22 protein-coding genes and 1 pseudogene are annotated in these 23747 nt (G+C 42.3%); 10 read left to right on the plus strand and 13 right to left on the minus strand.

Going from position 1 to position 23747, the window contains the following annotated elements; all coding sequences use genetic code 11:
- The 3 genes from TOL9009_RS40830 to TOL9009_RS0129010 all read left to right on the plus strand — a co-directional run.
- Positions 1-635: WD40 repeat domain-containing protein (locus TOL9009_RS40830; RefSeq protein WP_144238408.1), on the plus strand; the 635-nt coding region annotated here is incomplete at its 5' end.
- Positions 616-777, plus strand: coding sequence for a hypothetical protein (locus TOL9009_RS47920; RefSeq protein WP_186227674.1), 162 nt, complete (start codon positions 616-618; stop codon positions 775-777). The genes TOL9009_RS40830 and TOL9009_RS47920, both read left to right, overlap by 20 nt.
- The gene (locus TOL9009_RS0129010) at positions 767-970 is read left to right on the plus strand and encodes a hypothetical protein (RefSeq protein ID WP_029636845.1); all 204 of its coding nucleotides are present in this window, start codon (positions 767-769) and stop codon (positions 968-970) included. The genes TOL9009_RS47920 and TOL9009_RS0129010 overlap by 11 nt, the downstream gene beginning before the upstream one ends.
- A gap of 528 nt (positions 971-1498) precedes the next feature.
- On the opposite strand, the gene TOL9009_RS0129015 is transcribed toward TOL9009_RS0129010, so the two are convergent.
- Both TOL9009_RS0129015 and TOL9009_RS0129020 read right to left on the minus strand, forming a co-directional pair.
- The gene (locus TOL9009_RS0129015; protein ID WP_051503059.1) at positions 1499-2665 is read right to left on the minus strand and encodes a hypothetical protein; all 1167 of its coding nucleotides are present in this window, start codon (positions 2663-2665) and stop codon (positions 1499-1501) included.
- Positions 2666-2893: 228 nt separating this feature from the next.
- Positions 2894-5134: an amylo-alpha-1,6-glucosidase gene (locus TOL9009_RS0129020; protein WP_029636848.1), complete on the minus strand. Its 2241-nt coding sequence runs from the start codon at positions 5132-5134 to the stop codon at positions 2894-2896.
- A 140-nt stretch (positions 5135-5274) separates the two neighbouring features.
- Between TOL9009_RS0129020 and TOL9009_RS0129025 the strand changes: the two genes are divergently transcribed.
- From TOL9009_RS0129025 to TOL9009_RS0129040, 3 genes are all read left to right on the plus strand, one after another.
- Positions 5275-5886, plus strand: a complete 612-nt coding sequence (locus tag TOL9009_RS0129025; RefSeq protein ID WP_029636850.1) for a peroxiredoxin — start codon at positions 5275-5277, stop codon at positions 5884-5886.
- Positions 5887-6245: 359 nt separating this feature from the next.
- Positions 6246-6782, plus strand: a complete 537-nt coding sequence (locus TOL9009_RS0129035; protein WP_029636852.1) for a peroxiredoxin family protein — start codon at positions 6246-6248, stop codon at positions 6780-6782.
- 243 nt (positions 6783-7025) lie between these two features.
- Positions 7026-7676: a glutathione S-transferase family protein gene (locus TOL9009_RS0129040; protein WP_029636854.1), complete on the plus strand. Its 651-nt coding sequence runs from the start codon at positions 7026-7028 to the stop codon at positions 7674-7676.
- 150 nt (positions 7677-7826) lie between these two features.
- Here the strand turns inward: TOL9009_RS0129040 and TOL9009_RS0129045 are convergent, their stop codons facing one another.
- The 4 genes from TOL9009_RS0129045 to TOL9009_RS0129060 form a co-directional block, all read right to left on the minus strand.
- Positions 7827-8819, minus strand: a complete 993-nt coding sequence (locus tag TOL9009_RS0129045) for a DnaJ C-terminal domain-containing protein (RefSeq protein WP_029636855.1) — start codon at positions 8817-8819, stop codon at positions 7827-7829.
- Positions 8820-9133: 314 nt separating this feature from the next.
- Positions 9134-10423 carry a glucose-1-phosphate adenylyltransferase gene (locus tag TOL9009_RS0129050; RefSeq protein WP_029636857.1) on the minus strand — a complete coding sequence of 430 codons (1290 nt, stop codon included), beginning with the start codon at positions 10421-10423 and terminating at the stop codon, positions 9134-9136.
- A gap of 173 nt (positions 10424-10596) precedes the next feature.
- Positions 10597-10896 (minus strand): hypothetical protein, encoded by a 300-nt coding sequence (locus TOL9009_RS0129055; protein WP_029636859.1) that lies wholly within the window; start codon positions 10894-10896, stop codon positions 10597-10599.
- A gap of 154 nt (positions 10897-11050) precedes the next feature.
- Entirely contained in the window at positions 11051-13018 is a 1968-nt protein-coding gene (locus TOL9009_RS0129060; protein ID WP_029636862.1) for a pentapeptide repeat-containing protein, read from the minus strand.
- Between the two features lie 72 nt (positions 13019-13090).
- Here TOL9009_RS0129060 and TOL9009_RS0129065 point away from each other — a divergent pair, with 72 nt between their 5' ends.
- Positions 13091-14401, plus strand: a complete 1311-nt coding sequence (locus TOL9009_RS0129065) for a trypsin-like serine peptidase (RefSeq protein WP_186227675.1) — start codon at positions 13091-13093, stop codon at positions 14399-14401.
- A 1-nt stretch (position 14402) separates the two neighbouring features.
- Here the strand turns inward: TOL9009_RS0129065 and TOL9009_RS40835 are convergent, their stop codons facing one another.
- The 5 genes from TOL9009_RS40835 to TOL9009_RS46350 all read right to left on the minus strand — a co-directional run bounded on the left by TOL9009_RS40835 (position 14403) and on the right by TOL9009_RS46350 (position 21294).
- A complete protein-coding gene (locus TOL9009_RS40835) occupies positions 14403-15143 on the minus strand; it encodes a CHAT domain-containing protein (protein WP_063628708.1) in 741 nt (246 codons plus the stop codon).
- Between the two features lie 39 nt (positions 15144-15182).
- Positions 15183-15557 carry a response regulator transcription factor gene (locus TOL9009_RS0129075; RefSeq protein WP_029636866.1) on the minus strand — a complete coding sequence of 125 codons (375 nt, stop codon included), beginning with the start codon at positions 15555-15557 and terminating at the stop codon, positions 15183-15185.
- 43 nt (positions 15558-15600) lie between these two features.
- Positions 15601-18972, minus strand: a complete 3372-nt coding sequence (locus TOL9009_RS0129080) for a PAS domain S-box protein (RefSeq protein ID WP_029636868.1) — start codon at positions 18970-18972, stop codon at positions 15601-15603.
- A 107-nt stretch (positions 18973-19079) separates the two neighbouring features.
- Positions 19080-21119 (minus strand): GAF domain-containing sensor histidine kinase, encoded by a 2040-nt coding sequence (locus TOL9009_RS0129085; protein ID WP_029636870.1) that lies wholly within the window; start codon positions 21117-21119, stop codon positions 19080-19082.
- Entirely contained in the window at positions 21106-21294 is a 189-nt protein-coding gene (locus tag TOL9009_RS46350; RefSeq protein WP_144238367.1) for a hypothetical protein, read from the minus strand. The genes TOL9009_RS0129085 and TOL9009_RS46350 overlap by 14 nt, the downstream gene beginning before the upstream one ends.
- A gap of 254 nt (positions 21295-21548) precedes the next feature.
- Here TOL9009_RS46350 and TOL9009_RS0129090 point away from each other — a divergent pair, with 254 nt between their 5' ends.
- The gene (locus TOL9009_RS0129090; protein WP_029636872.1) at positions 21549-22133 is read left to right on the plus strand and encodes a Uma2 family endonuclease; all 585 of its coding nucleotides are present in this window, start codon (positions 21549-21551) and stop codon (positions 22131-22133) included.
- A gap of 68 nt (positions 22134-22201) precedes the next feature.
- On the opposite strand, the gene TOL9009_RS0129095 is transcribed toward TOL9009_RS0129090, so the two are convergent.
- Entirely contained in the window at positions 22202-22567 is a 366-nt protein-coding gene (locus TOL9009_RS0129095) for an addiction module antitoxin (protein WP_029636873.1), read from the minus strand.
- On the minus strand, positions 22557-22814 hold the full coding sequence (locus TOL9009_RS0129100; RefSeq protein WP_029636875.1) for a type II toxin-antitoxin system RelN family antitoxin: 258 nt from the start codon (positions 22812-22814) through the stop codon (positions 22557-22559). Before TOL9009_RS0129100 ends, TOL9009_RS0129095 begins: the two co-directional genes overlap by 11 nt.
- Before the next feature lie 45 nt (positions 22815-22859).
- On the opposite strand from TOL9009_RS0129100, the pseudogene TOL9009_RS43970 reads away from it, so the two are divergent.
- Together TOL9009_RS43970 and TOL9009_RS40845 are read left to right on the plus strand one after the other, a co-directional pair.
- Positions 22860-23216 (plus strand): annotated as a pseudogene (locus TOL9009_RS43970) (Rpn family recombination-promoting nuclease/putative transposase); the annotation flags it as partial.
- A 217-nt stretch (positions 23217-23433) separates the two neighbouring features.
- A complete protein-coding gene (locus tag TOL9009_RS40845; RefSeq protein ID WP_038296675.1) occupies positions 23434-23646 on the plus strand; it encodes a hypothetical protein in 213 nt (70 codons plus the stop codon).
- Positions 23647-23747: the final 101 nt, after the last annotated feature.

A 23747-nucleotide genomic window follows, 5' to 3' on the forward strand; every position in this document is an offset into this window, starting at 1 on the left:
CTGCAAGTGGTGACAACACCATCAAACTGTGGAATCTGGAGACGAAAAAAGAAATTACTACCCTCAATGGGCATAGTAGTGGGGTATTGAGCGTTACTTTCAGCCCGGATGGGAAAACTCTCGCTTCTGCAAGTGGTGACAACACCATCAAACTGTGGAATCTGGAGACGAAAAAAGAAATTACTACCCTCAATGGGCATAGTAGTTGGGTATTGAGCGTTACTTTCAGCCCGGATGGGAAAACTCTCGCTTCTGCAAGTTATGACAACACCATTAAAGTGTGGAATCTGGAGACGAAAAAAGAAATTACTACCCTCAACGGGCATAGTAGTGGGGTATTGAGCGTTACTTTCAGCCCAGATGGGAAAACTCTCGCTTCTGCAAGTTATGACAACACCATTAAACTGTGGAATCTGGAGACGAAAGAAGAAATTACTACCCTCAATGGGCATAGTAGTGTGGTATGGAGCGTTACTTTCAGCCCGGATGGGAAAACTCTCGCTTCTGCAAGTAATGACAAGACCATCAAATTGTGGAATCTGAATTTAGATGATTTGTTAGCACAGGGTTGCAGTTGGCTTGAGGGTTATTTTGCCAGCCATCCTGAGGCGTCTGATGTGTGTGCGAGAAAGTAGAGACGCGATTAATCGCGTCTGTACAAAAGTGGGCGATCGCTCTTTATTCTATAGTCAGCGGTTTTCTCTTGTCGGGTCAGTGCGATCGCTCTTTATGTTAAAAGTAAATCAATTACTCTGGGCAACCACCGATGAAAGCTGAAGAATACCCTTTTGTTCAAGAATTAATTACAGACAAAAAAGGTCAAGTTCTCAAAGTTGTTTTAGAGTTTGAGGAATATCAGCGGTTGTTAGAAGCTATTGAAGATGAGGGATTAATCCGTGCGATGCAAGCAGTTAAAGGTGAAACTCCTTTGAATATGAAGCAAGCGCTTGAGAAACTCGAACAGCCATGAAGTGTGAGTACCCGACGACTAAAGTCGCGGCTATAAAAACGAAGTCCGCCTGCGCGGACTAATCAGTTTAGAGTTGGAAAATACCGTCTTGGCTTTACATTATACGGTGAAACAATTACCTTTACTCGCGTTCTCCACCGTAAAGATATTTACCGCTACTTTCCATAATCGCTCTTTTATAGTTAGAGTCAGTGCGATCGCTCCCTTTTTGTTATAGTCAGCGGTTTTCTCTTGTCGGGGAAGTGCGATCGCACTTTATTCTATAGTCAGCGATTTTATCTTGTAGAGGAAGTGCGATCGCTCTTGGTGTTAAGGTAAGAGACGCGATAAATCGCCGTCTCTACAAAGGACTCATTATTGTAAAGACGGCGATTTATCGCGTCTTTGTGATCTATCGTAAGTCAGAAGCAGGCAAATAAGAATAGTTAAAGAAGAGCGATCGCCTTTTTTGTCGGATTAGGCGATCGCTCTTTATATTAGAACTAAATCAATATTTCTAATTTAGGACTGACGTAACTGGTACATTAATTAGAAACTGCGTTCCGGAACCGGAACCGCTACTCGATTGCCGGGGACAATCTGTGGCTGATAGAAAAACACTTCTCGGCTACTGGGATTTACGGTCACTTTGACCCAATTCACATCGTTGTTGCCATTCGCTGCATTGTTGCCAAATGTCTCAACACGAGTGAAGTTCTCCAGGCGTCTGCCTTGCTCGTCCAAAAATGGCTTGTCAATGCGATAATAGTGTGAATCGCCGTGTACGTAGGCAACTGGTTTAGCGAAAGCAACCACCTCTTCGCGTAACGCTAATAAAAAGGTCTGGAAGCCATCAGGCTGCCCATCGGTTTGCGCGAGCGTCCTGGCATCGCGCAAAGGTGCTCTGGTTCCGTCACTCAGATCCCACCCCGGATTTCCTTGGGAGATAATCATGACTGCCACCGAATTGCGTGCCTTTGCCTGTTGAAAAGTTTCTGTCATCCAGGCAATATTAGCCGCGTTTCGTGCTGTATATTCCTCTGGGTCAGGTGCAGTGTCGCATAGGTTGTTGCACGAACCCTGGATATTGAGTGTTACATAAGTAACTTTACCGACCGTCCAGCGGCGATTCTCAACACAGCCGACAGCGGTGCCGTTTTCACTAAGACATAGTGGTGCTTTCTGCACCTCCTGGACTAGCCGACGCTGCCCAAGGGAATATTTTGTGCTAAAAAATAGCTGACGCTCGTAGTCGAGGCGGTTCCGTGAGTTGAATCCACCGTTTGAGGGGCGATCGCAATCAGTCCAATCGTTGTCACCAGGAGTGAAGGCTGCTGGTGCCTTCAGGGCGTTGAAGTAGCCCAGCGACTGGGTGTAAAGGGCATTGTCGCAGGTGGTCGGCGTGACCGAACCTGGTGTAGAGTTGCCCGCTTTCAGGTCGCCGTTGTGGACTGTGAAGGCGAGTTTTTGCGCGTTCATATCAGCGATGAGGTTTGGAACCCCCGTGGTCGCTTGTATATCTGAGTAGGGGACATCGCCCCAAAGTCCAATGGCGTATGAATCGTTCTTGCGATCGTACTTATTTTCGCTGGCACTCGTCAAACTGATTGTGGAACTTACCAGGAACGGCACAGTCAGAGCCAGTAAAGACATTTTACGCAGCAAACGTCCAGTACTAATGCGTTGAAGCACTGAGTAGCCAAACTTTGTCATCATCTATATCCTTAATTATTATTTGAGTCGTGAGCGCTTTTTGGACAATTAGCCCATGCACACGCCATTTCAATTAGTAAATTAGATTACCGGATTGATTGCTGGATTGTCTATGACAGTTAAGTTATGGATGGGTTAAAAGTTCGCTTTTTTACAATTTAGAGACGTTCCAGCGAAACGTCTCTACAATATTGTTTGAACGACGGACTCAGGACTGGGGATTAGGTTGATTTAGCTGCGATAATGGCGAACTACTTCTGCAACTGACCAAGCTTGAGCGATCGCACCTCTGGGATAATGAGGTTCGTCACCATCAAAAATTTCCGAAATTGAGCCAATACAAGCATCATTAAGGAAGTGATCTAATAACGGTTGCCAATCAAAGGGGAGAGGTTCTTCTGGGTAAAAACGTTCCCAAGCGCGGATAAATGGACCAATTAGCCAAGTCCAAACTGTGCCTTGATGGTAAGCGCGATCGCGTTGTTCGGGATTGCCTAAATATCTCCCTATATATTCGCGATCGCTTCTATCAAGACTGCGAAGTCCATAGGGAGTAAGCAAGCAAGAAGTTGCTTTATCAAGTATCTGACGTCCCTGCTGTTCAGAAAAGCCACAATGACGCAACGAAAGCGCTAAAACTGCATTTGGACGAATTTGAGAATTTCGGCGATCGTCTGGCTCAATTGTGTCGTACAAATAGCCTAGCTGGGGATTCCAAAACTTTTGCAGAGAAAATTGCACCTGTTTAGCTTGCTCAATATAACGTTGCCCTTGCTTAACTAAGCGCGTTGATTCCGCTGGTGGTTCTTGTTCGCTCAAAATTTCTGCCCACCGAGAAGCCCAACATAGAGCAGAATACCACAGCGCATTGATTTCCACTGGCTTGCCGCGACGGGGAGTCACAGGTTGTCCCCCAATTACCACATCCATCCAGGTGAGAGCCTCATTACGAGTATCCCAACTAACCAGCCCATCGATAGAATCAACCTGGATGTTGTACCGCGTACCACCAATAAACGCTTTGTGGATTTGCTGTACCACAGGATATTGTTCTGCTAAAAATTCCCAATCTTGGGTAGCTTCTAAGTAAAGTCCTAAAGTTTCAATCCACCATAGCGCTGCATCGATACTGTTATAAAACGGTTCCTGACCAACATCAGGAAATGCATTGGGGAGCAAACCGTACTGGCAATAACGTCCAAAAGTTTTCAAAACTCCTTTTGCCAGTTCAAAGCGCTGGGGAACCAACGCTAAACCCGGTAAAGCAATCAAAGTATCGCGTCCCCAGTCATTGAACCAATGATAACCAGCAATCACAGTCGGTCCAGCAATCGAGGCTCTATAGACGATAAATTGATCGCTTGCTCGTAGTAGTTTCTGCCAGATTGAGAATGAGGGGGAGACAAGGGGAGGGGGAGACAAGGGGAGGGGGGGACAAGGGGAGGGGGGGACAAGGGGAGTATTATTCAAAAATTCTCCTTGTCTCCTTGTCTCCTTGTCTCCTTGTCTCCTTGTCTCCTTGTCTCCTTGCCTCCTTGTCTCCTTGTCTCCTCTCCATGCAAAAATCTGGAAAAGCCTTTCCTGCTCTGCTTCCAGTGCTTCATTAAAGGTTTCTGAAGTTAGGATATCTGATGTGGGTTTGGGAAAACCTACTTGTGCTTCTAGAGTTATTGCATCTCCTGGATTGAGAGCGACTGTTAAATAACCAGGACTGAAAAGGTCTTCGCGATCGCCTAATCCCCGCTGGGTTTCTTCTAACAATTGATAATTCCAATACCAAACTGTGTCTGATTGATAATTTCCTTTTTCCCAGCGCAAATGCCAAGGTGTGCCAAAATTGCCGGAATTTATCGCTTGGAGACACACTTGCTGTTGTCCTAGCATTTGCGAGAAGTATAATTCTTTAGTTGCTTTTTGTTGATGATGAAAATTGCGATCGCCTATCAACATTCGCAGCCTTAAAATCGCCGCATCTTTACCCTCATAGCGGTACTGAATCAAAATGCGATGATTGAAAGAGGACACGGGGAGGGGGGGACACGGAGACAAGGGGACAACAGAAATATCCCTAATTTCTTCTTGTCTCCCCCTCTCCTTGTCTCCCCCTCTCCTTGTCTCCCCCTCTCCCCATTCCCTACCATAAGGCATGATCAATTGTCTGCTTAACTGCCAGTCATCCTCACCCCAAATCCATTTTGGCACTGGGTTAATATCAAAAGAGCGTTGCAATTTGTATCCTGTTGGCTCAACTTGACCGCTACCCCAAAAATTTGTCCCTAGTGCCACTACCCGTCCCGGTAGTTCCAGACTAGCTTCTAGGTGCGAAAGTAGTAGGGTGCGTTCGGAAGGTGGACTCGTAGCGGCAATCAGCCAGCCGTGATAAGTGCGCGTGCGGATATCAGAAACTGTACCACTGGCAAAACTTCCCATGCCATTAGTCAGCAACCATTCTCTTGTATCTAAATCGTTCATGACCTACTCAAAATCGTTACGACTATGATATAGTCGTAACAGATCGTAATTAAAACTGTGACAACTGTTAAAGGTGAGTTTTAGTGCTCCCCGAATTAGTAAGCTGATAGATAAACATAAGTTCCAGGAGAATTAAGTTAATGCCCCTCACTTATTCAGCAGAAGGATGCCTTCGGGTAGGTCAACAAGCTCCCGACTTTACAGCAACCGCTGTGGTAGACCAGGAATTTGAGACAATTAAACTGTCCGAATATCGCGGCAAATATGTAGTCCTGTTTTTCTACCCTCTAGACTTTACCTTTGTTTGCCCCACAGAAATCACAGCATTTAGCGATCGCTACGAAGAATTCAAGAAACTAGAGACGGAAATTCTTGGTGTTTCTGTTGATAGCGAGTTTTCCCATCTAGCTTGGATTCAGAGCGATCGGAAGTCTGGTGGAGTCGGCGATCTCAACTATCCTCTAGTATCTGACATCAAGAAAGAAATTAGCGCTGCTTACAACGTTCTTGATCCAGCAGCAGGTATTGCCTTGCGCGGTCTGTTCATCATCGATAAAGATGGTATCATTCAGCACGTTACCATCAATAACCTAGCTTTTGGTCGCAGCGTCGATGAAACTCTGCGGACATTACAAGCACTTAGACACGTCCAGTCTAACCCCGACGAAGTTTGCCCTGCTGGTTGGCAACCCGGAGACCAAACAATGGTTCCCGACCCAGAGAAGTCCAAAGTGTACTTCGCCGCTATCTAATCGCCAAGAAAGGAAAACTCCATCCCCAGCGTCTTTAGTTACAGACACAATACATACCACAGATGAACACTTTTATAAACACGCAAGATAAATTAATTGGTGTTAAGTTCGGTGTTTATCTGTGGTTTTATTTTGAAGTAATGGTTAGTGATTAGCTAATCGTAGTAAATAATACCATGTCCGTTTAATTAACAGTAATAAAAACATTGCAACCGTCGTAGAGACGTTCCGGCGGAACGTCTTTACATTACAAGTAATAAACCGGACATGATATGATACCATTTTTGTATGAGTGCAGCATCACAGATAATTGGCATAACATTTAAATTATATTTTTGATTATTTAAGGAGATAACATCATGTTGACTTCAAATGATTTTAGGGGTTTATTAAACGAGCGCTTCTTTGGCAATTTTCTGCCAATCCCGGCGACAAATAAACTGTTTTTGGGAGTAGCAACACCAGATTTTCAACTACCAGATATTACCAACGGCACATTAGTAAAGTTATCGAATTACAAAGGTAATCAACCAGTATTACTTGCCTTTACACGCATCTTCACCGAAAAGCAATATTGTCCCTTTTGCTTTCCTCACATCAAAGCATTAAATGAGAACTACGAGCAATTTAAAAATCGCGGTATAGAAGTTTTGCTGATTAGCAGTACCGACGAACGGCAAAGTCAAATAGTTGTTAGAGATTTAAAATTAAAAATGCCTCTACTTAGCGATCCTGCCTGTCGCGTCTTTCGTACATATCAAACTGGGCAAGCATTAGGCGCACCTTTACCAGCGCAGTTTGTGTTAGATAAAGATGGCAGACTGGGTTATAGACATTTATTTTCATTTCTGGATCATAACGCCAGCATTGAAACATTATTAGAGCAGTTTAATTAATCGTAGTAATCGCTCTTCGCGATTTTTCTTACTACAAAACTTTTCAGCACTGAAGTGCTTACTACGTGAGATATTTTCCGATTATTGGAGCAGTTTAATTAATCGTAGTAATTGCTCTTCGCGATTCTTATATCTACAAGATTTTCAAGCACTGAAGTGCTTACTACCTTAGATTTTTTCCGGTAGCTCTACACCTTATAATTAAGCTTGTCCATAGTCTCCTTATAAACCGGAGGATTTCTGATGATCAAGCTATATCACGCACCGATTTCACCAAATTCGCGTCGTGTCTGGATTACGCTACTTGAGAAAAAAGTTGAGTTTGAACTGGTAGAATTGAAGCTCGATGGTGAACAGTTGAAACCAGAGTTTTTAGCGCTTAACCCCTTTCACCACATTCCAGTGTTAGTGGACGACGGCTTTAATATAATAGAATCCTTAGCAATTTTAGATTATTTAGAAGCAAAATATCCCACCCCTGCAATGTTGCCTAAAGATGCAAAAGATTTAGCAATTGTCAGAATGGTGGAACTAGTAACTGTTAATGAATTGTTGCCTGCGACAACTCCACTGTTTCCAGTGATGTTAGGCTTGCCTGGAGATCCAGAAAAAATCGAGCAAGGAAAGCAGAAAGCGTCAATAGTATTCAAGTTGTTTGAAAATTTACTTGACGATCGCCCTTACTTTGGCAGTGAAAATATAACTCTTGCCGAAACGGTGGCTGGTACCATAATACCCCTATTGGTATCGCTTCGCGTGTCCTTGAGTGATTATCCTAAATTGAGTGCTTGGTGCGATCGCTTGATCAAGCGTCCGACGTGGCAAACTACCAAAGCAACCCCAGAAATGATTCAAGCCTTCAGGTCTATCTTCCAGGCTCGAATGGCACAATAAAATCCAGGGTAAAGACGTTATGGCAGAACGTCTCTACGACGGTTGCGACGTTTTTATTACTGTTAATTAGACGGACATGATATTAATAGGGGAAAGGGAAAAGGTATAAAAAATAATATTTTCTTCCCCTTTCCCCTTTCCCCCTCTTTTTCAGAGCTTAACTTCCTGCAAATGACTGCGAGGATTGTAAGTACGGATAGCGCGGAGTTTTTCATAATATTCGCGCTCTTGTTGGCTGAGGTCTTTTGGGGGAGAGATCGCCACTTTCACCAACTGATCAGAACGTCCACCCTTGGGTAAGTGCCAACCTTTACCGCGTAATCGCAAAGATTGACCAGAACGCACTCCAGCCGGCAGCTTGACATTAACCATGCCATCAGGTGTGGGGACATCAATTGACGCTCCTAAGGTGGCTTCATCTGGCGTAATTGGGATTTCACACACCAAATTATCCCCTTCAAATTGATAGAACGAGTGCGGCTGAAGTTCTACGCGCAAGTATAAATCGCCTCGTTGTTGATTGAAAGGATTAACTTGACCTTTGCCGCGCAAACGCAGACGTGTACCGGATTTAGCGCCGGCGGGAATGCGGACATCAATTGTTTCATTACCTAAACTGAAGCGTTTTTGGACACCGTGGAAAGCTTCGCCAAAAGTTAAAGCGATCGCAGCTTCGCTATCTTGTGCCGTAGCACCTGCACTCGCATCTTGAAAGCCAAAATCGCCAAAACCAGTTTGTCCATTTGTGGAAGTGCTGTAAGAATAGCTTTGTTGTCTAGTACGACTGCCTGTATTGCCACCAAAGCGTCCTAACAACTCATTAATAAACTCATCAAAGCTGCCGTATTGACCGAAGTCAAAATTGCCCATATCCACACCAGCAGCACCAGAGGGAAAGCCTTGACCTACCTTATTCCAGTATTGACCGAATTGGTCATATTTTTTACGTTTGTCTGTGTCTGACAAAACTTCGTAAGCCTCATTAACTTCTTTGAAGCTTGCTTCTGCCTGTTTGTTGTTAGGATTGACATCAGGGTGATACTTACGAGCTAGTTTACGAAAAGCTTGTTTAATTTCTTCTGGAGTGGCAGTTTTATTAACTCCCAAAATTGCATAATAGTCTTTAAAATCGGTTGCAGCCATCTATTAGCCTCCTGTAGAAATTCCCGTTAAGTTTTTATGTAAGATATGAGATAAGTTGTTTGCCAGGTATAATGCCAAGCAAACAAACCATGATTTTAAATTAACAAACATTACCAAAAATCAAGTAGGGTTGTTCTTGGCTGTATGGGGGCAATTTCCACACCTTTTTTATTGGTGAAGTCGCAATACCCAAACAAGGGGAATTTCATGAGGGGAAAAGGTTAAAGGGCAAAGGGTAAAGGAAGAAAAATTTTTCCCCTTTCCCCTTTCCCCTTTCCCCCTTTCCCCTTCCTGCTGCCCAATGCCCCTAACTTTTAAATTATCGTTCCATCAGGAATCACGGCATTTTTCAGGACAACAACGATTCCGCTGCGGATGTAAAAGCCTTGACTTTCGCGTTCGGCTTCTTGCACGTTATCTTTGTTGATGATTTGCACATCAGACCCTATGCTGGCGTTTTTGTCAATGATGGCACGGCGAATTGTGGTGTTAGCACCGATACCCAAGGGAACTTCACCATTTTCACAATTTGAGTGTCTTTCGGCGAATGCTTGATAGTAATCGGCTCCCATAATTAAAGTATCTTCAATTACTGAACCAGATTCAATACGCGATCGCACTCCCAAAACCGAATGATCGATTCGGCAACTTTTCAGAATACAACCTTCCCCGATCATTGATTGGGAAATCTTGCAATCTAATAGTTTACTCGGAGGTAAGTAACGAGCGCGGGTATAAATTGGAGATTTTTCATCATAGAAGCTAAAAGGTGGTAGAGGTTGCTGAGTCAGCGCCAAATTAGCATCATAAAATGATTCAATTGTTCCAATGTCTTCCCAGTAGCCATCAAATAAATAAGCTTGAACGTTGTGATCTTTAGCTGCATCCGGAATAATTTCTTTACCAAAGTCAGTTTTTTCTAAAGATTCTTTCAGCAACTTGATCAAAACATCTTTTTTAAAGACATAAATCCCCATCGAGGCAATGTATGGTTGCTGTTGAGCCTGTTGTGGTGTTAAACCGAGTAGACTTGTATCAACCCGCATCTGATATAAGTCATCGCCTTTGGGTTTTTCGCTAAAATCGATTACTCTACCAGACTGATCGATTTTCATCAAGCCAAAATCCGAGGCACGGCGATCGTCCATCGGGATAACTGATAGAGTAATATCGGCTCCAGTTTCTCGATGACGCTGCACAAAAAGGCGATAATCCATCCGGTAAAGGTGATCCCCGGAGAGGATGAGAAATTCCTCTGCATCCCATTCTTGCAACAGCCAAATATACTGACGCACAGCATCAGCAGTACCTTGGAACCAATTGGGATTTTCCGGTGTTTGTTGTGCAGCTAGCACTTCTACAAATCCTTCATTAAAACCAGTGAAGTTATAAGTACGGGCAATATGGCGGTTTAAAGAGGCTGAGTTGAATTGAGTCAGAACATAAATTTTAAAAATTTCTGAATTTATGCAGTTACTGACAGGAATATCTATTAAGCGATACTTTCCTGCTACCGGAACCGCCGGTTTAGCGCGTAATTTGGTAAGCGGATAAAGACGAGTACCCGCACCACCACCGAGAATGATTGCTAATACTTTTTTCACAAAATTTCTCCCAACTGCCTTTCAACTCTCACATCCAGTTTAGGACTGTCTGAGACAGCTGGTAAGGGGGGATCGTATATTGTTCTTAGTTAACTTTACGGGATGTTGCTAGTAACCAATGGGACAGATTATCCCGCCAAAAGCGATCGCCTGTGTCAATTTGTGCTATTCAATTATAAAAGCCTCACACGTTTCATACCGTAGCCCTGATTAGCCAGATGCAATGTTTGCGACAATTTCACATGTTCTACCCAAGGCTGATCGGACAATTGGGAAATAGCACTTGGAGACAGTGTTGCCGTGAATACATCTTTGCCAGTAGTAATTCCACTGACACCTAAATTTTCTAAAACGGTAGTTTCGGCATTTGAAACTGGCTTAGTATGGATGAAAACCTGCAAGCTGGGTTCTTCTGTGTTTTCAACGTCTTTAAGTGCCATAGACAGCGGGGCATCTAATTTCTGATAATTCATATTCGACGACTCCCAAGTAAAATGGTAAAAAGGGTAGGTTTTTTCCTACGCTATATCAAGTTACCAAATTTATCGGTCTTTAGCCCCTATCCTTATATAGACGTAATGTCATCCGTTCTACGTCTGATTACAGATTTCTCCAAAGTCCAAGAGGTTAAGTGAGTTGGGAGTATGCTTCTCGGATAGCTGTTGCGATCGCACTTTCTGGCATAGCATCTGCTATTTGCTGCCCTTGTTGCATAAAAAACTGTTTGAAAAATGGATCTTTTTTAGCCTCACTCAAAATAACTTGCCGAATTAGTTCAGCTTGTTCATCCGCAGAAATAGCGATACTCTGATTCTTCAATTTTTGCAAAAGGCTTTGAATTGCAGAATTTGCTTGAGTTAAATCGCTACTATTAGCAACAATATTGCGAATATTGCTAGCCGCTTCATCATAATTAATTTCTCCAGAACCAGCCAAATTGGTAATCGTACTACCAGTAATAGAAAAAATATTTCCAAAAGGTTTTTTACTTAATTCTTTTAAGGCTTCTGATTGATTTGCGCCAATCATTAAAGCTTTGTCTAATGCCTGTCCCATTATTGTAATCTGCTTTTCGAGAAGATTATAAATTGGAATGACACGTTGTTCAACCTCTTGCCGAGGAATTCCTTCTTTGTGAGTTACTTTGACAACCCAAAGATCGCCGCGTTTTTCAACTCCCTTAATTTCCAATCCTAAACCATCATCCTCTAATTGAAGTTGGCGAAAAGTGAAGCTCAAAGCACGCCAATTAATACCTTCTTTAAAGACTAATTCAACGACTTCTTCTACTTCTTGGAATAAAGCTTCAAACTCTCCTTTTTCAAAGTTGCGATCTACGGGATAACGTTCTGTTCCCTCTCCTTTTTCATCTAATTTACGGTAGATATAATCACATTCAACTCTAGCAAAACAAGTTTTACTGTTAGCACTCCAATCTTCAATACAAATTCCGGTTAATTTAGCCCCTGTAAAATCAACTCCTGTAACCTGAGCGCGAACTAAAATACTTCCGCGCAAATCTGCATCTTGTAAATCTGCTCCGTTTAAATTAGTTTCTATAAACTTATAATGCCTCATATCTGCATTTCGCAAATATGCTCCTTGTAAATTTATTCTGTTAAAGTCTGTATCTTCACTAGATCCATTAATTAGCAGTTTTTGTACTTGGGGATTACTCAAATCTAAGTATTGATTATCAAGTCTAGCTCTATCTAATCCTTTTACATGCTTTAAACAAGTACGATATAATTTTATTGCTCTAAAATCAGTATTTTGCAACTCAGAATTAGTAAAATCAACATTACTTAAGTCTAAATTGTAAAATGAAGTACCACCCCAAGAAGCGGCTGCGATCGCCCACAATTTTAAAAAATCTGAATTGTTGCGGTTTTTGTCTAAATCTATTGCTCTTAAACTCGCAATTGTCATACTCAAACCAGCTATACCTCCACACAAAACACCGATATACTTAATTTGAGAAAACGGCAAATTAATTATTAGTAACCTAGATTGATAAAATTTCTCTATGTATTGTGAGTTTTCAGTTGAAAACAGAAAATTATAGCTAATAAATATTGCTGTACTAACAAATATATAAGCAAAAATATTATTCAGAAATCGGAGATTTTTATTTAATAAAGCGTTATTTAAATAGATAGAAAATCTATTAACAAAGAAACTAAAAATAGCCAAGCTTGTAAAAATAGTTATAACCAAAAAAACTTTGCCAGGAAAATCATTTAAACCCAGCTTGACACTTATAATAACAGCAACAATTACTGCTATTAAAGTGCTAATCACGGCTACAAATAAACCTTTTATTATACCTAGCTTGAGGGTAGCGATCATCCAAGCTACTATAACTAAAGTCATGCAAAAATATGAGAAACGAGACTGTGGATCGGAAGATGCGATGACTTCTAAACAAATTACAGAGCCAAGAAATCCTGCAACACCAGCTGAAACAATGCCGAGCATAATGCTAACAGCAATCATGATGATTTTGAGAATTGTTGTTTGACCAGCAATTACATTTTGTAAAGTAGTTGGTAACAATTCTTGATAAAAACGCTGACCACGAATATTTTTTTTCATTTTTCTTTACTTGACTTTCTGGGAGACTCAGTTAAAAATATTACAATGTTTTTATTGAGACTTAAATTAAAAATGACAACTTATGTAATATTGCCCAATACTGGTGTACCTGTTCCCGTACCAGGTTTAGGACTTCTTATATTTCTCGTAGACAATTTAGGTGAACCCGTACCTCCCGTACCTTTTGAGGAAGCTTCTCCTGATGAAAGAGCAGAAATGATTGTTCGACGTCTCGCTCCTAAAAAAAATCCAGCTATCAGTGCAGTTTTTGGTGAACCTGATTTTTTACCATTTCCTTTTTTGCAAATAGGTATTAAACAAGGTGCTGCGGTGTGTCGATTAGTGCGGAAGTTTGCCAACGAGGATAGTGCTGAAAAATTTCTGAAAATCATAAAAACATCTCAAGAAAGTATAAATAGAAGTTTCTCACCAGAGGATTTAGCTGAAATACTTGCTGTTGACGAAGAAGAAAGACCTACTTTTGTCCAAAAGTTTCAAAAGAGCCTAGAGGATTTTACACCTCAAGAATTAGTAAACATGGAATGTGTACCTACTGCTACAGGTTTTTTAGTGGGCAGAAACTATTTATTGACGAACTATCATGTTTTTCCCGAAAAAACGTTAGAAAACCAAGAAGCAACTCTAGTTCAAGAGTCTGTAAGTGAATATATTGCTCAATTTAGTTATGAGCAAGATTTTCTGGGACGTAAAATAGAACCTATTTCTTATCAGTTAGAAAGAATTGTTTGTTTTGATAAAACCTTAGATTATGTTCTCGCAAAATTAAACAATACTCCGACAAATAGTGATGCAAATTTAGGACAGGCAGGAGATATCTTCAATTGGATTCCAATGTCTGACGATCCGATGCGAATTGCCCCACCAATTACTGATGATATAACAGATGAACTACTTCAGCAAAAATTAGACGATGCTGGTATTGAGTTAAATATAGAAACTCTCAAAAACAGAGCTAAATTTGGAGAACCAGTTAACATTATTCAGCACCCCAAAGGAAGAAGAAAAGAAATTATTCTTTCCAATAATTGGAGTAAAAAAATATTCAAAGACTTCATAGAATATGAAGCTGATGCTGACTTTAGTTCATCAGGTAGCCCAGTATTAAATCAGCAATGGCAATTGGTAGCATTACATCATGCAACCATAGCCGAAGAATTTCAAGAAAATGGCATTAAAAAGTTTAAAACAGTTGGACAAAAAGGTATTAGAATTTCGAGTATTGTAGAAGACATGAGAAATAAAGGGAACCAAGGAAATAAAGAATTTTTACAGTTTATCAAGGAGTTTGTCTCTAGCCAAAATTCTTCTACGGAAAAATCTCAAGAACCAAACCAAAAACCTCCTTATGCACAATCTTATTAGTTTATTTAGGAGATTCGTTGTAGTTAATGTCTCCTGAACTGGTGAAGTTAGTGATAGTGCAGCCAGATATATTATTAAACGTATTGCTGGTAGGCTGCATTTGTTGAGTTGCAGGAGGATCAATTTCTTTCGTCACTGAAGGCTGTTCTTTAGGTGTATCGGACTGAGTAGCTACCTCAGTCAAATTAGGCTTCTTTATCAGAATTGGGGTTAGTTCCTCTGGAATACCTGCTAACCGAATTGCCGCACAGCCATAGTTGTAGGCAAACTCAACGGATTTTCCTGCTGCTAAAGCATCATAAAAAGCCACAGAAAATTCAATCGCTGCCCGATCGCCTATTTGTCGATTCATGCCAATGACATAGTTAATATGTTGAGCGATCGCAAGAGCTTGAACTTTAGAATAGCAAGCATTAAGCACTACACACTCTACTTGATTAGCAAATACCCTAAATAGTTGTGCCAATCCTTCAACATCTACAAATTTCTCTCGTCCAGCATCATCTTCAAATACTAATCCTTCATTCTCTACACCATGTCCAGAGAAATGTACAATCTGAGGTACAAAACTTAATATCGCTCGTCTAACGTCTATAGGACGCACTGCACCTTTCGATTCTAAAATAAAGCGATCGCGATTTAAAGCAAGTTGTAACCCAGTTTCGATTTCTCGCAATTCTTCATCAAGACGCAAACGCGCACTACCTTTAGGATTTGCTGCTAAAAATAAGATTTTCTTCACTTGAATGTCCTAAATCGCACTTTCACCGAATATTATCTGCTATTTAAGAAACAACACCTCCCTTGATTTTTCAAGTACTTCCTTCGGACGAAATGGTTTAGTCAGATATAGGTCAGCACCAACATCAATTCCTTTTTGTTTATCAAATTCCTGTCCCTTGGCTGTCAACATCACGATATAGATGTCAGTCATTTTCAGGTCATATTTAACGATTTGGCAGACTTGCAGACCACTCATTTTAGGCATCATCACATCAAGAAATACCAGGTTTGGTTTTTCAGTTTTAATAGTTTCGAGAGCTTCTTCTCCATTTCTAGCAGTTAGGAGTTCAACACCCTCATCTTCTAATGCTTCTAGGGCTTGTTCCATCAAAATCACGATATTGGGTTCATCGTCAACAATCAGAATTTTCATATGTCATAAGGATTGAGAATTGGGTATTTTCCAGTAGCAGCGATTACTGTTCAGATAGCATGATGAAGAATACATTCTCCAACTGCTTTTCAAACCGTAGGGCTTTCACCAGGTCAGCTTCTTGAGAGAAGATAGAATCGATGATGATCATATCTGGTTTAGTTGATAGGGCTTTATGGATGCATTCTTGGGGATTGGAGGCTTCAATCACACTGTATCCCTGAGTTTGCAGTACATCCGATATAGTTTTTAAGGTTGAGGCATTTTTATCCACAACTAATACCTTTTTACTCGAAGTACCTTGGGAAAGCAGTGAGCCAATTTCATGGAGGAGTTTCTCTGTATTAATGGGCTTGGTAAGATAGCGATCAATGCCAATGTGGTAGCCCCGTTCCTTGTTTTCAATAATTGATAGAATAATGATCGGAATCTCTGCTGTTTGGGGATCGTTTTTGAGGACAGCTGCCACGTCGAAGCCGTTGATTTGGGGCATCATCACGTCCAAGAGAATCAGATCGGGGCGGGCTGATTTGATTTGATGAATCGCATCCACCCCGTCTTTTGCTTCCCGAACATTGTAACCTTCGTTTTCCAGTTGTTGACGGAGCAGTTCTCGAATGTTAGCGTCATCATCTACAACCAAAATGGTTTTGCGCTTTTGGTTCTGCACCGTGTTTGTGGTGATGACGTGTTCTTTGAGTTGTTTGACTAGCGTATCTAGATTCAGGTTAGCAGGTTTAATGCGATCGCTCGCGTAAGTGGGAATGATGAACGAGAATGTGCTACCGTTGCCCGGTTCACTCTCCACCCAGATTCTACCACCGTGATGATCGACGATTTGTTTACAGATAGGCAGTCCTAACCCTGTGCCTTTAGGTTTGTCGGTGAGGGTGTCCCCAACTTGGCGGAATTTCTCGAACACTTTCGGCTGGTCTTCAAGTGCAATACCAATGCCTGTGTCGATGACGCTGATGCAAACACCGTCGTTTTCTTGTTTAACGCGGCAGGTGACACAACCAGATTCGGTAAACTTAACGGCATTGGAAATCAGGTTAATTAAAACTTGTAGCAGACGGTTGCGATCGCCTACTATTTGAGGTAGCCCAGATTCAATCTCGCTGACCAACTGCAAACCATTGGTTTCAAACAACCCTGCGGTGGAATTAGTTGCCCAATACAGTAATTCGCTCGGATCAATGGGCTGCATTTGCCATTCGACTTTACCTGCTTCCATTTTGGCGATATCCAGGACATCGTTAATCAAAGATGTGAGCCGTTCTGCTTCCGATACAATAATGTTGAGATTGTCACCCACCCGCTTGATGGTTTTCTGAAGTTTGCGGTCTTCGGTAGGGAGTATTGGGAACACATCGGTTTCCAGCTTTTCTTTAATGATCGACGCAAAACCGAGAACAGAAGTCAGTGGTGTCCGCAACTCGTGGGAAACCGTGGAGATGAAATCAGTCTTCATCTGATCGATCTGTTTCTCAATCGTAATATCCCGAATCAGCAGCGCAGAGCCGAAGCAGGCAGGGGGTTCTTGATCTGCCGTCTTTTTGAAAATGGCGGTCGCCACAGCCTGACCAATACGTTCCTTTGTCAGTGCAACTTCGGCAGAGAAGACCTCTGTGGGATGGGACTGAGTTTGTGCAACCAGGTCTACTAAACCAGATATCGGCAGTTCTTGGTAGTGACCGTTGAGGGTGGTAGCTGTCAATTCGTACATGGCTAAAAAGGCAGGATTGAAATGGGTGATTTGTCCTGTGGTATCTGCCACTAACAAACCATCTGCTAAGTTATCTAAAATGGCATTTAATCCTTGGGCTTCTGCTAGGGTATTTTGCAGGGCAGCTGTCCGCTCGACAACTCTGGCTTCAAGTTCTTGATTCAGTTGCCGCAGACTGATTTCTGCTTGTTTGCGAGCAGTGATGTCGGTATTGATTTCCAGCACCGCGCAGGGCTGACCAGAGATGTCCCGTTGCAACGTCCATCGGCTCTGGACGGTAATTAGTCTGCCATCATGGGTGAGGTGTTGCACTTCTCCTTCCCAATTGCCTTGCTCTAATAACTCTGCTATAATTTCTTGCTTTGGTTTTGGAAAGGTTTTTTTGATAAATGCGTGAATGTATTGGTCTTTCACTTCCTCACGCGTCCAACCGTAGAGCCTTTCGGCACCCTGATTCCAGTGACAGATTTTGTCGCTCATGTCGCGGACGATGATGGCATCGCTGGAATGATTTAACATATCCAATAAACGTTGATTTTCAGCTTCTGCCTGCTTGCGATCGTGAATATCAGTACAGGTGCCAATCCATTCCCGAATGCTGCCGTCTTCTTCCAGGACGGGGGCACCACAGACAGAGAAGTAGCGATAGTTGCCATCCTTGCCACGCAACCGATATTCGGTTTCGTAGATACCTCGGTTCGCCACAGCAGCATTCCAAACTTTTGCGGAGCCGGCACGGTCATCGATGTGAACTTGATCAATCCAGCCCCAACCCTCAACTTCAGCTTCGCTCTGCCCCGTATAGGCTATCCAGGTGAGCATTTCACTGCTTATTGCCAGTCCTTCTGGGGTAGCTCCCCAGACGATCTGTGAAGTAGCAGTTACTAATGAGCGATATCGTTCTTTAAGACGCTGATTTTCGGCTTCTGCCAGCTTGCGTTCGTGAATATCGGTGCAGGTGCCAATCCACTCCCGGACGCTGCCGTCTTCTTCTAGGACGGGGGCACCCCAGACCCAAAAGTAGCGATAGTTGCCATCCTTGCCACGAATTCGGTATTCAATTTGATACATACTCCGGTTTGCCACGGCAGCACTCCAGACTTCTCCGGTGTAGGCGCGATCGTCCGGATGTACGGCATCAATCCAGCCCCCATTTTCCGCTTCAGCTAGACTTTGACCTGTATAGGCTATCCAGCTTGCCAGTTCAAAGCAAATTCCCTCTGGTGTGCTTACCCAGACAATTTGTGTATTAGCTGTCACCAGAGAGCGGTATCGGGCTTCACTCTCTTTCAGGATTTGTTCAGTATGTTGGCGTTCCTGCTGAACGTATCGAAGGTCGCTGATGTCCTCCACACTAGCCCAGATCAGTTGCTCTCCATCTTTCTCAATCATCAGTCCAGAGATCCTGACCGAAACCAGATGCCCGTCTTTGTGGATTAACTCTTTCTCATAGGGACCGTAACGACCAGTTTTTTCTAGATTCTCTAGGGTAGCTTGGTCAGCAGCAGTATAGTTTCCAGGAGTAATCTGGCGATCGCACAGATTCAGAGTTTCTGGAACAGTACGCCCTAAAATGGCAGCATAGGCGGGGTTGATGTTAATTAATGTCCCATCTGTTCGGCATAGTGCTAGCCCAAGAGGACATTTTTCAAATAGCTGGCTGTTATATTCATCAAATTGCTTAAACATGGTTGAGGTTTTTTTAGTGGCTTATTTGGGTAGGGTTTTAAACAGTTGGCAGATTTTCTAGATTTTTACAAAAGTTAAGGGTTCCCAAGCGATGTATTCTGTAGGTTTTACAAGCGGTTAGGACAACTGAACCAAGACAACAAAGTGGCGTAAAGCTTTGACAAAATTGGGTAGCGTTGGAACATGTGATGAATTTGCTCTGGTGATGCAGCAGCAAGATTTGGACTTTGGTCTGAAAGTCGCAGAAGCAGTAGATTATGGCGGATTAGTAGATCAATTGGTTTTAGCATTGGAATTCTTGAGGCAATGAAGCCTTCTGCATCGGGACTGGGGGATGATTCGGTTGTGGAAATCTTCGGGTCAGCGATCGCCAAATTGTGATTTTCAACAGCGTCCCCTACTGAACAATTGACTGGAATCTGAATCCAGAATTCTGTCCCTTCACCTGGTCTAGAACGACACTTGAGAAATCCCTGGTGTCTGTTGACAATAATTTGGTAACTGATTGCCATACCCAATCCGGTTCCCTTACCAATCTCTTTCGTGGTGAAGAAGGGATCGTAAATGCGTCGGATGACGTCCTCCTTCATCCCCGATCCGTTATCGGCAATCCGAATCACCACCCACTGCTTATCGAGGACTTCGGTACGAATGGTAATTTGGGGTTTAGTCAAAAGGAGCCAATCATTTGCGGGGGTTGCCCCCGTTGACTGAAGTGGCGTTCCATAATCTATATTCAATAGTTCAGGATTATTGACCATTGATTGTTGACTATTGACCATTGACTCCTCTAAAGCATCAATGGCATTTGCCAGGATGTTCATAAACACCTGATTCAACTGTCCGGGGTAACACTCAATTAAAGGAAGTTTTGCATAGTCTTTAACGATTTCAATTCCTGGAGGGTGAGTAGCTGCTTTCAGACGATGGTGAAGAATCATCAGCGTCCCGTCGATGCCATCGTGGATGTTGACGGCTTTCATTTCGGCTTCGTCATGACGGGAGAAGTTTTTCAAGGATTTCACAATTTCTAGAATGCGATCGGTGCCCACCTTCATCGAATCCAGCAGTTTGGGGAGATCCTCCATAATAAATTCCAGATCGATATTGTCTAACTCTGATTCCAGTTCTGGAGGAGCAATAGGTAAAAATTTCTGATACTGTTCTAACAGGTGCAACAAGTCTTTGGCATACTCGGCAACATATCTGAAATTGCCGCAAATAAAGTTAACTGGATTGTTGATTTCGTGGGCAACTCCCGCAATGAGTTGCCCTAAACTTGACATTTTCTCGCTTTGGATTAACTGAGTTTGTGCTAGTTGCAACTCATGGAGAGCAAGCTCTAGCTTCTCTGTCTGGGCTTTTGCCTCGGTGGCTGCTTTAGTGCTTTGCTCGTAAAGTAAAGCTTTTTCAATGGCGATCGCACTCTGAGAGGCAAAGATACTCACAAGTTTCAGATGTTCAGCTTTGTACGAGTCGGTTTTGGGTGTCCCAATGGCGATCGCTCCGAGTACCCGCTCCTTTGCTCGCAAGGGTACACAAATCATTGCATTAACGTTTTTTTGCTCCTCTAATCGAGGATCGGCTTGCACATTATTAATAAGTTCTGCCCGGTTGGATTGTACAATGTTGCCAATAATTCCCTTGCCCGGTTTCGGCTGACTATCGTGAAAAAACACTCCAAATTCGGCAATGATTTCAAATTTAGTTGTATCTGGATTGAGAAGCAAAATCATCCCCGCAGACGATTCAATTAATTGACTCAATTCCTGAAGCACGAGTTGGGCAATCTGTCGCGTATCCAAACTCGTTGTCAGTTGAGTTGAGATATCCTCAAATAAATCAATTTCCTGATACCGCTCCAGCAATTCTTTAGCCAGTACCTTCTTCTCAGCTTCCTGTTTTGCCACAAATGAGAGCAAAGTTGCCACTGAAATTGCCTGTTGCTCTCCAACAACCCAACCGATGATTTCTCCAGACACCTCGATTGGATATCGGTTTTCCCCAGTTTGCTCCCCAATACTCATAAGTTTTGTACCGTCTACCAGTTCAACATCAATAGCAATGTTGAACTGTTGTACTAAATCCTGAAGCACAGACGGTAGCTCTTTTTTGTTAAAAATCTTTTTAAGGCTAACTGTGGACATCAAACACCTCATTTAGAGCAAGTAGATTGTTTAATGACAACGGCAAATTGGTCAAGACCAAGGTTCGACCCCTAGAGTAAATCTCTTCGGTGATGTGATAGCCCGAAATTTGAACAGTTGCTTCAACGCAGCTATCTGTTTGCGTCGCATCTCCAGAAAAGAGAGTAATTGCCATAACAATCTAGGAATCTAACAAGGAGTTATAAGACTAGTTTTCCCAGAAAGATTGGTGGAATAACGGCATTGAGCCAAAATAGCTATAAAAACTTAGTAGTGAAGTACTCCAACCTCTTTAGGTTTTGCGGAAATGGCAGAATGGAGTGCAAAATTAAATCACAAAATATAAATTATGTCAATAGCACAGAAATGCTACGATATTAAATAACCTTGTACAAGCCGACCGAAATCTTCACATTTAATACACAAGCCATGCAGAATACAGATACCAGCTTAAATCTTCGCTTGTGGACAGTTGCAGACTATCACCGCATGGCTGAGACTGGGATTTTAGATGAAGATGAGCGAGTGGAACTGTTAGAAGGGAAGATTATTTGGATGAGTGCAAAAGGGACAGCGCATCGGTCAGCGGTGGGAAGGACAGATTACTTACTGAAAAACAGATTAGGAAATCGAGCATGGGTATCGATTCAAGATCCAATAAAGTTAAATGAACGCTCAGAACCCGAACCAGATGTTGCAGTTGTGCAAATCGACCCACTCGACTATGCAGATCATCATCCTACCCCCAGCGAAGTTTATTTAATAATTGAGGTAGCCGATAGCAGTTTAAAATTCGACTGTGAAACTAAAGGTAAAGCCTACGCACAAGCGGGAATCGCAGATTATTGGGTGCTAGATGTCATTGCTCGTCAATTATACGTATTTCGAGAACCCAATGAAGAAGGCTATCAAAGCAAAGTGATTTTGGGTGAAGATGGAAGAATTTCGCCTTTACAGTTTGCAGATTTGCAGATTGTGGTTTTAGAAATGTTACCGCCAATTATTGTATCGTGAGAGCGATACTCCCCAGGAGTGGTCTTCTCTCCGAGACGCTACGCGAACGACCATCGCATATGGCGATTTTAATCTTCCTCTCCAGAAAAATTAGCCACGATATCTCGGATTTCATTTATACCGATATCTTCTCGGTCAGACTTAGAATAAATTGTTAGTAGTAAAATACTTATAGGTGACTCAAGCTGATAAACCAATCGGTATCCAGCACTCTTACCTTTTGGGATGTTAGTGTTACGAACCCTCACCTTGTAGACAATATATTCCTCGCCAATACCCCCAATTCTATCTCCTAGAATATTTCCTTGTTGTAATTGCTCGATAATTGGTTCAACATCAGACCGAATATTGCGAAATCTCTTTGAGAGGTCGCGCAAGTTTTGTTTATATTCAGGAGTTAAATCGATTAATACCGATGGCTGTTCATTCGGCATCAATTCCCTCCCACATTTGAGATAGTGGCAAGCGCTGACCTGTTTTTGCCTGATGTAAGGCTCTTCTCAAGCTGGCTTTAATCTCCTCAATGGGTGTATCATCAGGGTCAATCTCTTGTGCTTCTCCCTGTTCTGGAACCAACACAATTACCCGAACCTGATGAGGATAAGTGTTTCCCTGAATTGGTTCATCTAGAATCAGATTTCCCTCTTGGTCAATTTTGCCAGTAACTTCGATCGCTTTCATCTGTTTTCTACCTCGTTTTGTTGGAGATCCTAACATTAATGAGGGGCAATACAGAAAGCCAAGGAGTTAATTACCAGAACCAGTCAGGAAATTAATTCAGTAAAAAGACAGCAACAATTATTACAAATAATCGAGACAATTTTAGTTTATAAATTTCCCAGCATGGATATCCAGGAGATACAGGAGATGTTTGGATTAAGCGATTTGAAGCAAACACGAGTATATCAGCAAGCTTTTGCAGAAGGTGAACAGAAAGGAAAACAGGAAGGTATAGAAGAAGGAAAGTTACTTGCTGTACCACCAATGCTAGCTGCTGGGTTAACTGTGCAACAGATAGCCCAAGCTTTAGGTTTAACTGTGGATGAGGTAAGGCAAGCTACACAAGCACAATCTTCTCAGTAAAACTGGAAATGCTGGGCATTTTCGCGATCGCACAACTCCACAAACCCAAAACGCGATGGTCGTTCGCGTAGCGTCTCGGAGAGAAGACCACTCCTGCGGAGTATCGCATTCCGAACACAACCGCTCAAAACTTAACGCGATCGCTGAGTCCTTAGACATCCAGATGATCTAGAAATTTTCTGTATAATTGGACTGTCGATTAAAGAAGAAACTTAAAATGGCAACCAACACCTCTTTAGAAGAACGGCTTGCAGCAGTAGAATCTGCGATCGTCCAGTTGCAAAAACAAGTATCGACTCCCCAAACAACCAATTGGTTGCAACAAATTACCGGCTCTTTTAAAGATGAGCCAGCTTTTGAAGAGATGCTCGCTTATGGGAAAGCAATTCGTCAAGTACATCCTCCATCCGAGCTACAAATTCTGAACTAATTTGTGGGATGCACCATTGCTCTCTTAGCCAAGGTTTTAACTAGTTTTTTTTAATGTACGTCCAATTGTATTTGTACTGACACTATCTATTATTTCAAGAC

Origin of the sequence: [Scytonema hofmanni] UTEX 2349 (assembly GCF_000582685.1) — a bacterium.
Lineage (GTDB): Bacteria > Cyanobacteriota > Cyanobacteriia > Cyanobacteriales > Nostocaceae > Hassallia > Hassallia hofmanni.

Bases quoted from the DNA above. Each gene is read 5' to 3' on its own strand.
- TOL9009_RS47920 (WP_186227674.1), top strand. From the start codon at position 616: ATGTGTGTGCGAGAAAGTAGAGACGCGATTAATCGCGTCTGTACAAAA.
- TOL9009_RS0129010 (WP_029636845.1), top strand. From the start codon at position 767: ATGAAAGCTGAAGAATACCCTTTTGTTCAAGAATTAATTACAGACAAA.
- TOL9009_RS0129015 (WP_051503059.1), bottom strand. From the start codon at position 2,665: ATGATGACAAAGTTTGGCTACTCAGTGCTTCAACGCATTAGTACTGGA.
- TOL9009_RS0129020 (WP_029636848.1), bottom strand. From the start codon at position 5,134: ATGAACGATTTAGATACAAGAGAATGGTTGCTGACTAATGGCATGGGA.
- TOL9009_RS0129025 (WP_029636850.1), top strand. From the start codon at position 5,275: ATGCCCCTCACTTATTCAGCAGAAGGATGCCTTCGGGTAGGTCAACAA.
- TOL9009_RS0129035 (WP_029636852.1), top strand. From the start codon at position 6,246: ATGTTGACTTCAAATGATTTTAGGGGTTTATTAAACGAGCGCTTCTTT.
- TOL9009_RS0129040 (WP_029636854.1), top strand. From the start codon at position 7,026: ATGATCAAGCTATATCACGCACCGATTTCACCAAATTCGCGTCGTGTC.
- TOL9009_RS0129045 (WP_029636855.1), bottom strand. From the start codon at position 8,819: ATGGCTGCAACCGATTTTAAAGACTATTATGCAATTTTGGGAGTTAAT.
- TOL9009_RS0129055 (WP_029636859.1), bottom strand. From the start codon at position 10,896: ATGAATTATCAGAAATTAGATGCCCCGCTGTCTATGGCACTTAAAGAC.
- TOL9009_RS0129060 (WP_029636862.1), bottom strand. From the start codon at position 13,018: ATGAAAAAAAATATTCGTGGTCAGCGTTTTTATCAAGAATTGTTACCA.
- TOL9009_RS0129065 (WP_186227675.1), top strand. From the start codon at position 13,091: ATGACAACTTATGTAATATTGCCCAATACTGGTGTACCTGTTCCCGTA.
- TOL9009_RS0129075 (WP_029636866.1), bottom strand. From the start codon at position 15,557: ATGAAAATTCTGATTGTTGACGATGAACCCAATATCGTGATTTTGATG.
- TOL9009_RS0129080 (WP_029636868.1), bottom strand. From the start codon at position 18,972: ATGTTTAAGCAATTTGATGAATATAACAGCCAGCTATTTGAAAAATGT.
- TOL9009_RS0129085 (WP_029636870.1), bottom strand. From the start codon at position 21,119: ATGTCCACAGTTAGCCTTAAAAAGATTTTTAACAAAAAAGAGCTACCG.
- TOL9009_RS46350 (WP_144238367.1), bottom strand. From the start codon at position 21,294: ATGGCAATTACTCTCTTTTCTGGAGATGCGACGCAAACAGATAGCTGC.
- TOL9009_RS0129090 (WP_029636872.1), top strand. From the start codon at position 21,549: ATGCAGAATACAGATACCAGCTTAAATCTTCGCTTGTGGACAGTTGCA.
- TOL9009_RS0129095 (WP_029636873.1), bottom strand. From the start codon at position 22,567: ATGCCGAATGAACAGCCATCGGTATTAATCGATTTAACTCCTGAATAT.
- TOL9009_RS0129100 (WP_029636875.1), bottom strand. From the start codon at position 22,814: ATGAAAGCGATCGAAGTTACTGGCAAAATTGACCAAGAGGGAAATCTG.
- TOL9009_RS40845 (WP_038296675.1), top strand. From the start codon at position 23,434: ATGGCAACCAACACCTCTTTAGAAGAACGGCTTGCAGCAGTAGAATCT.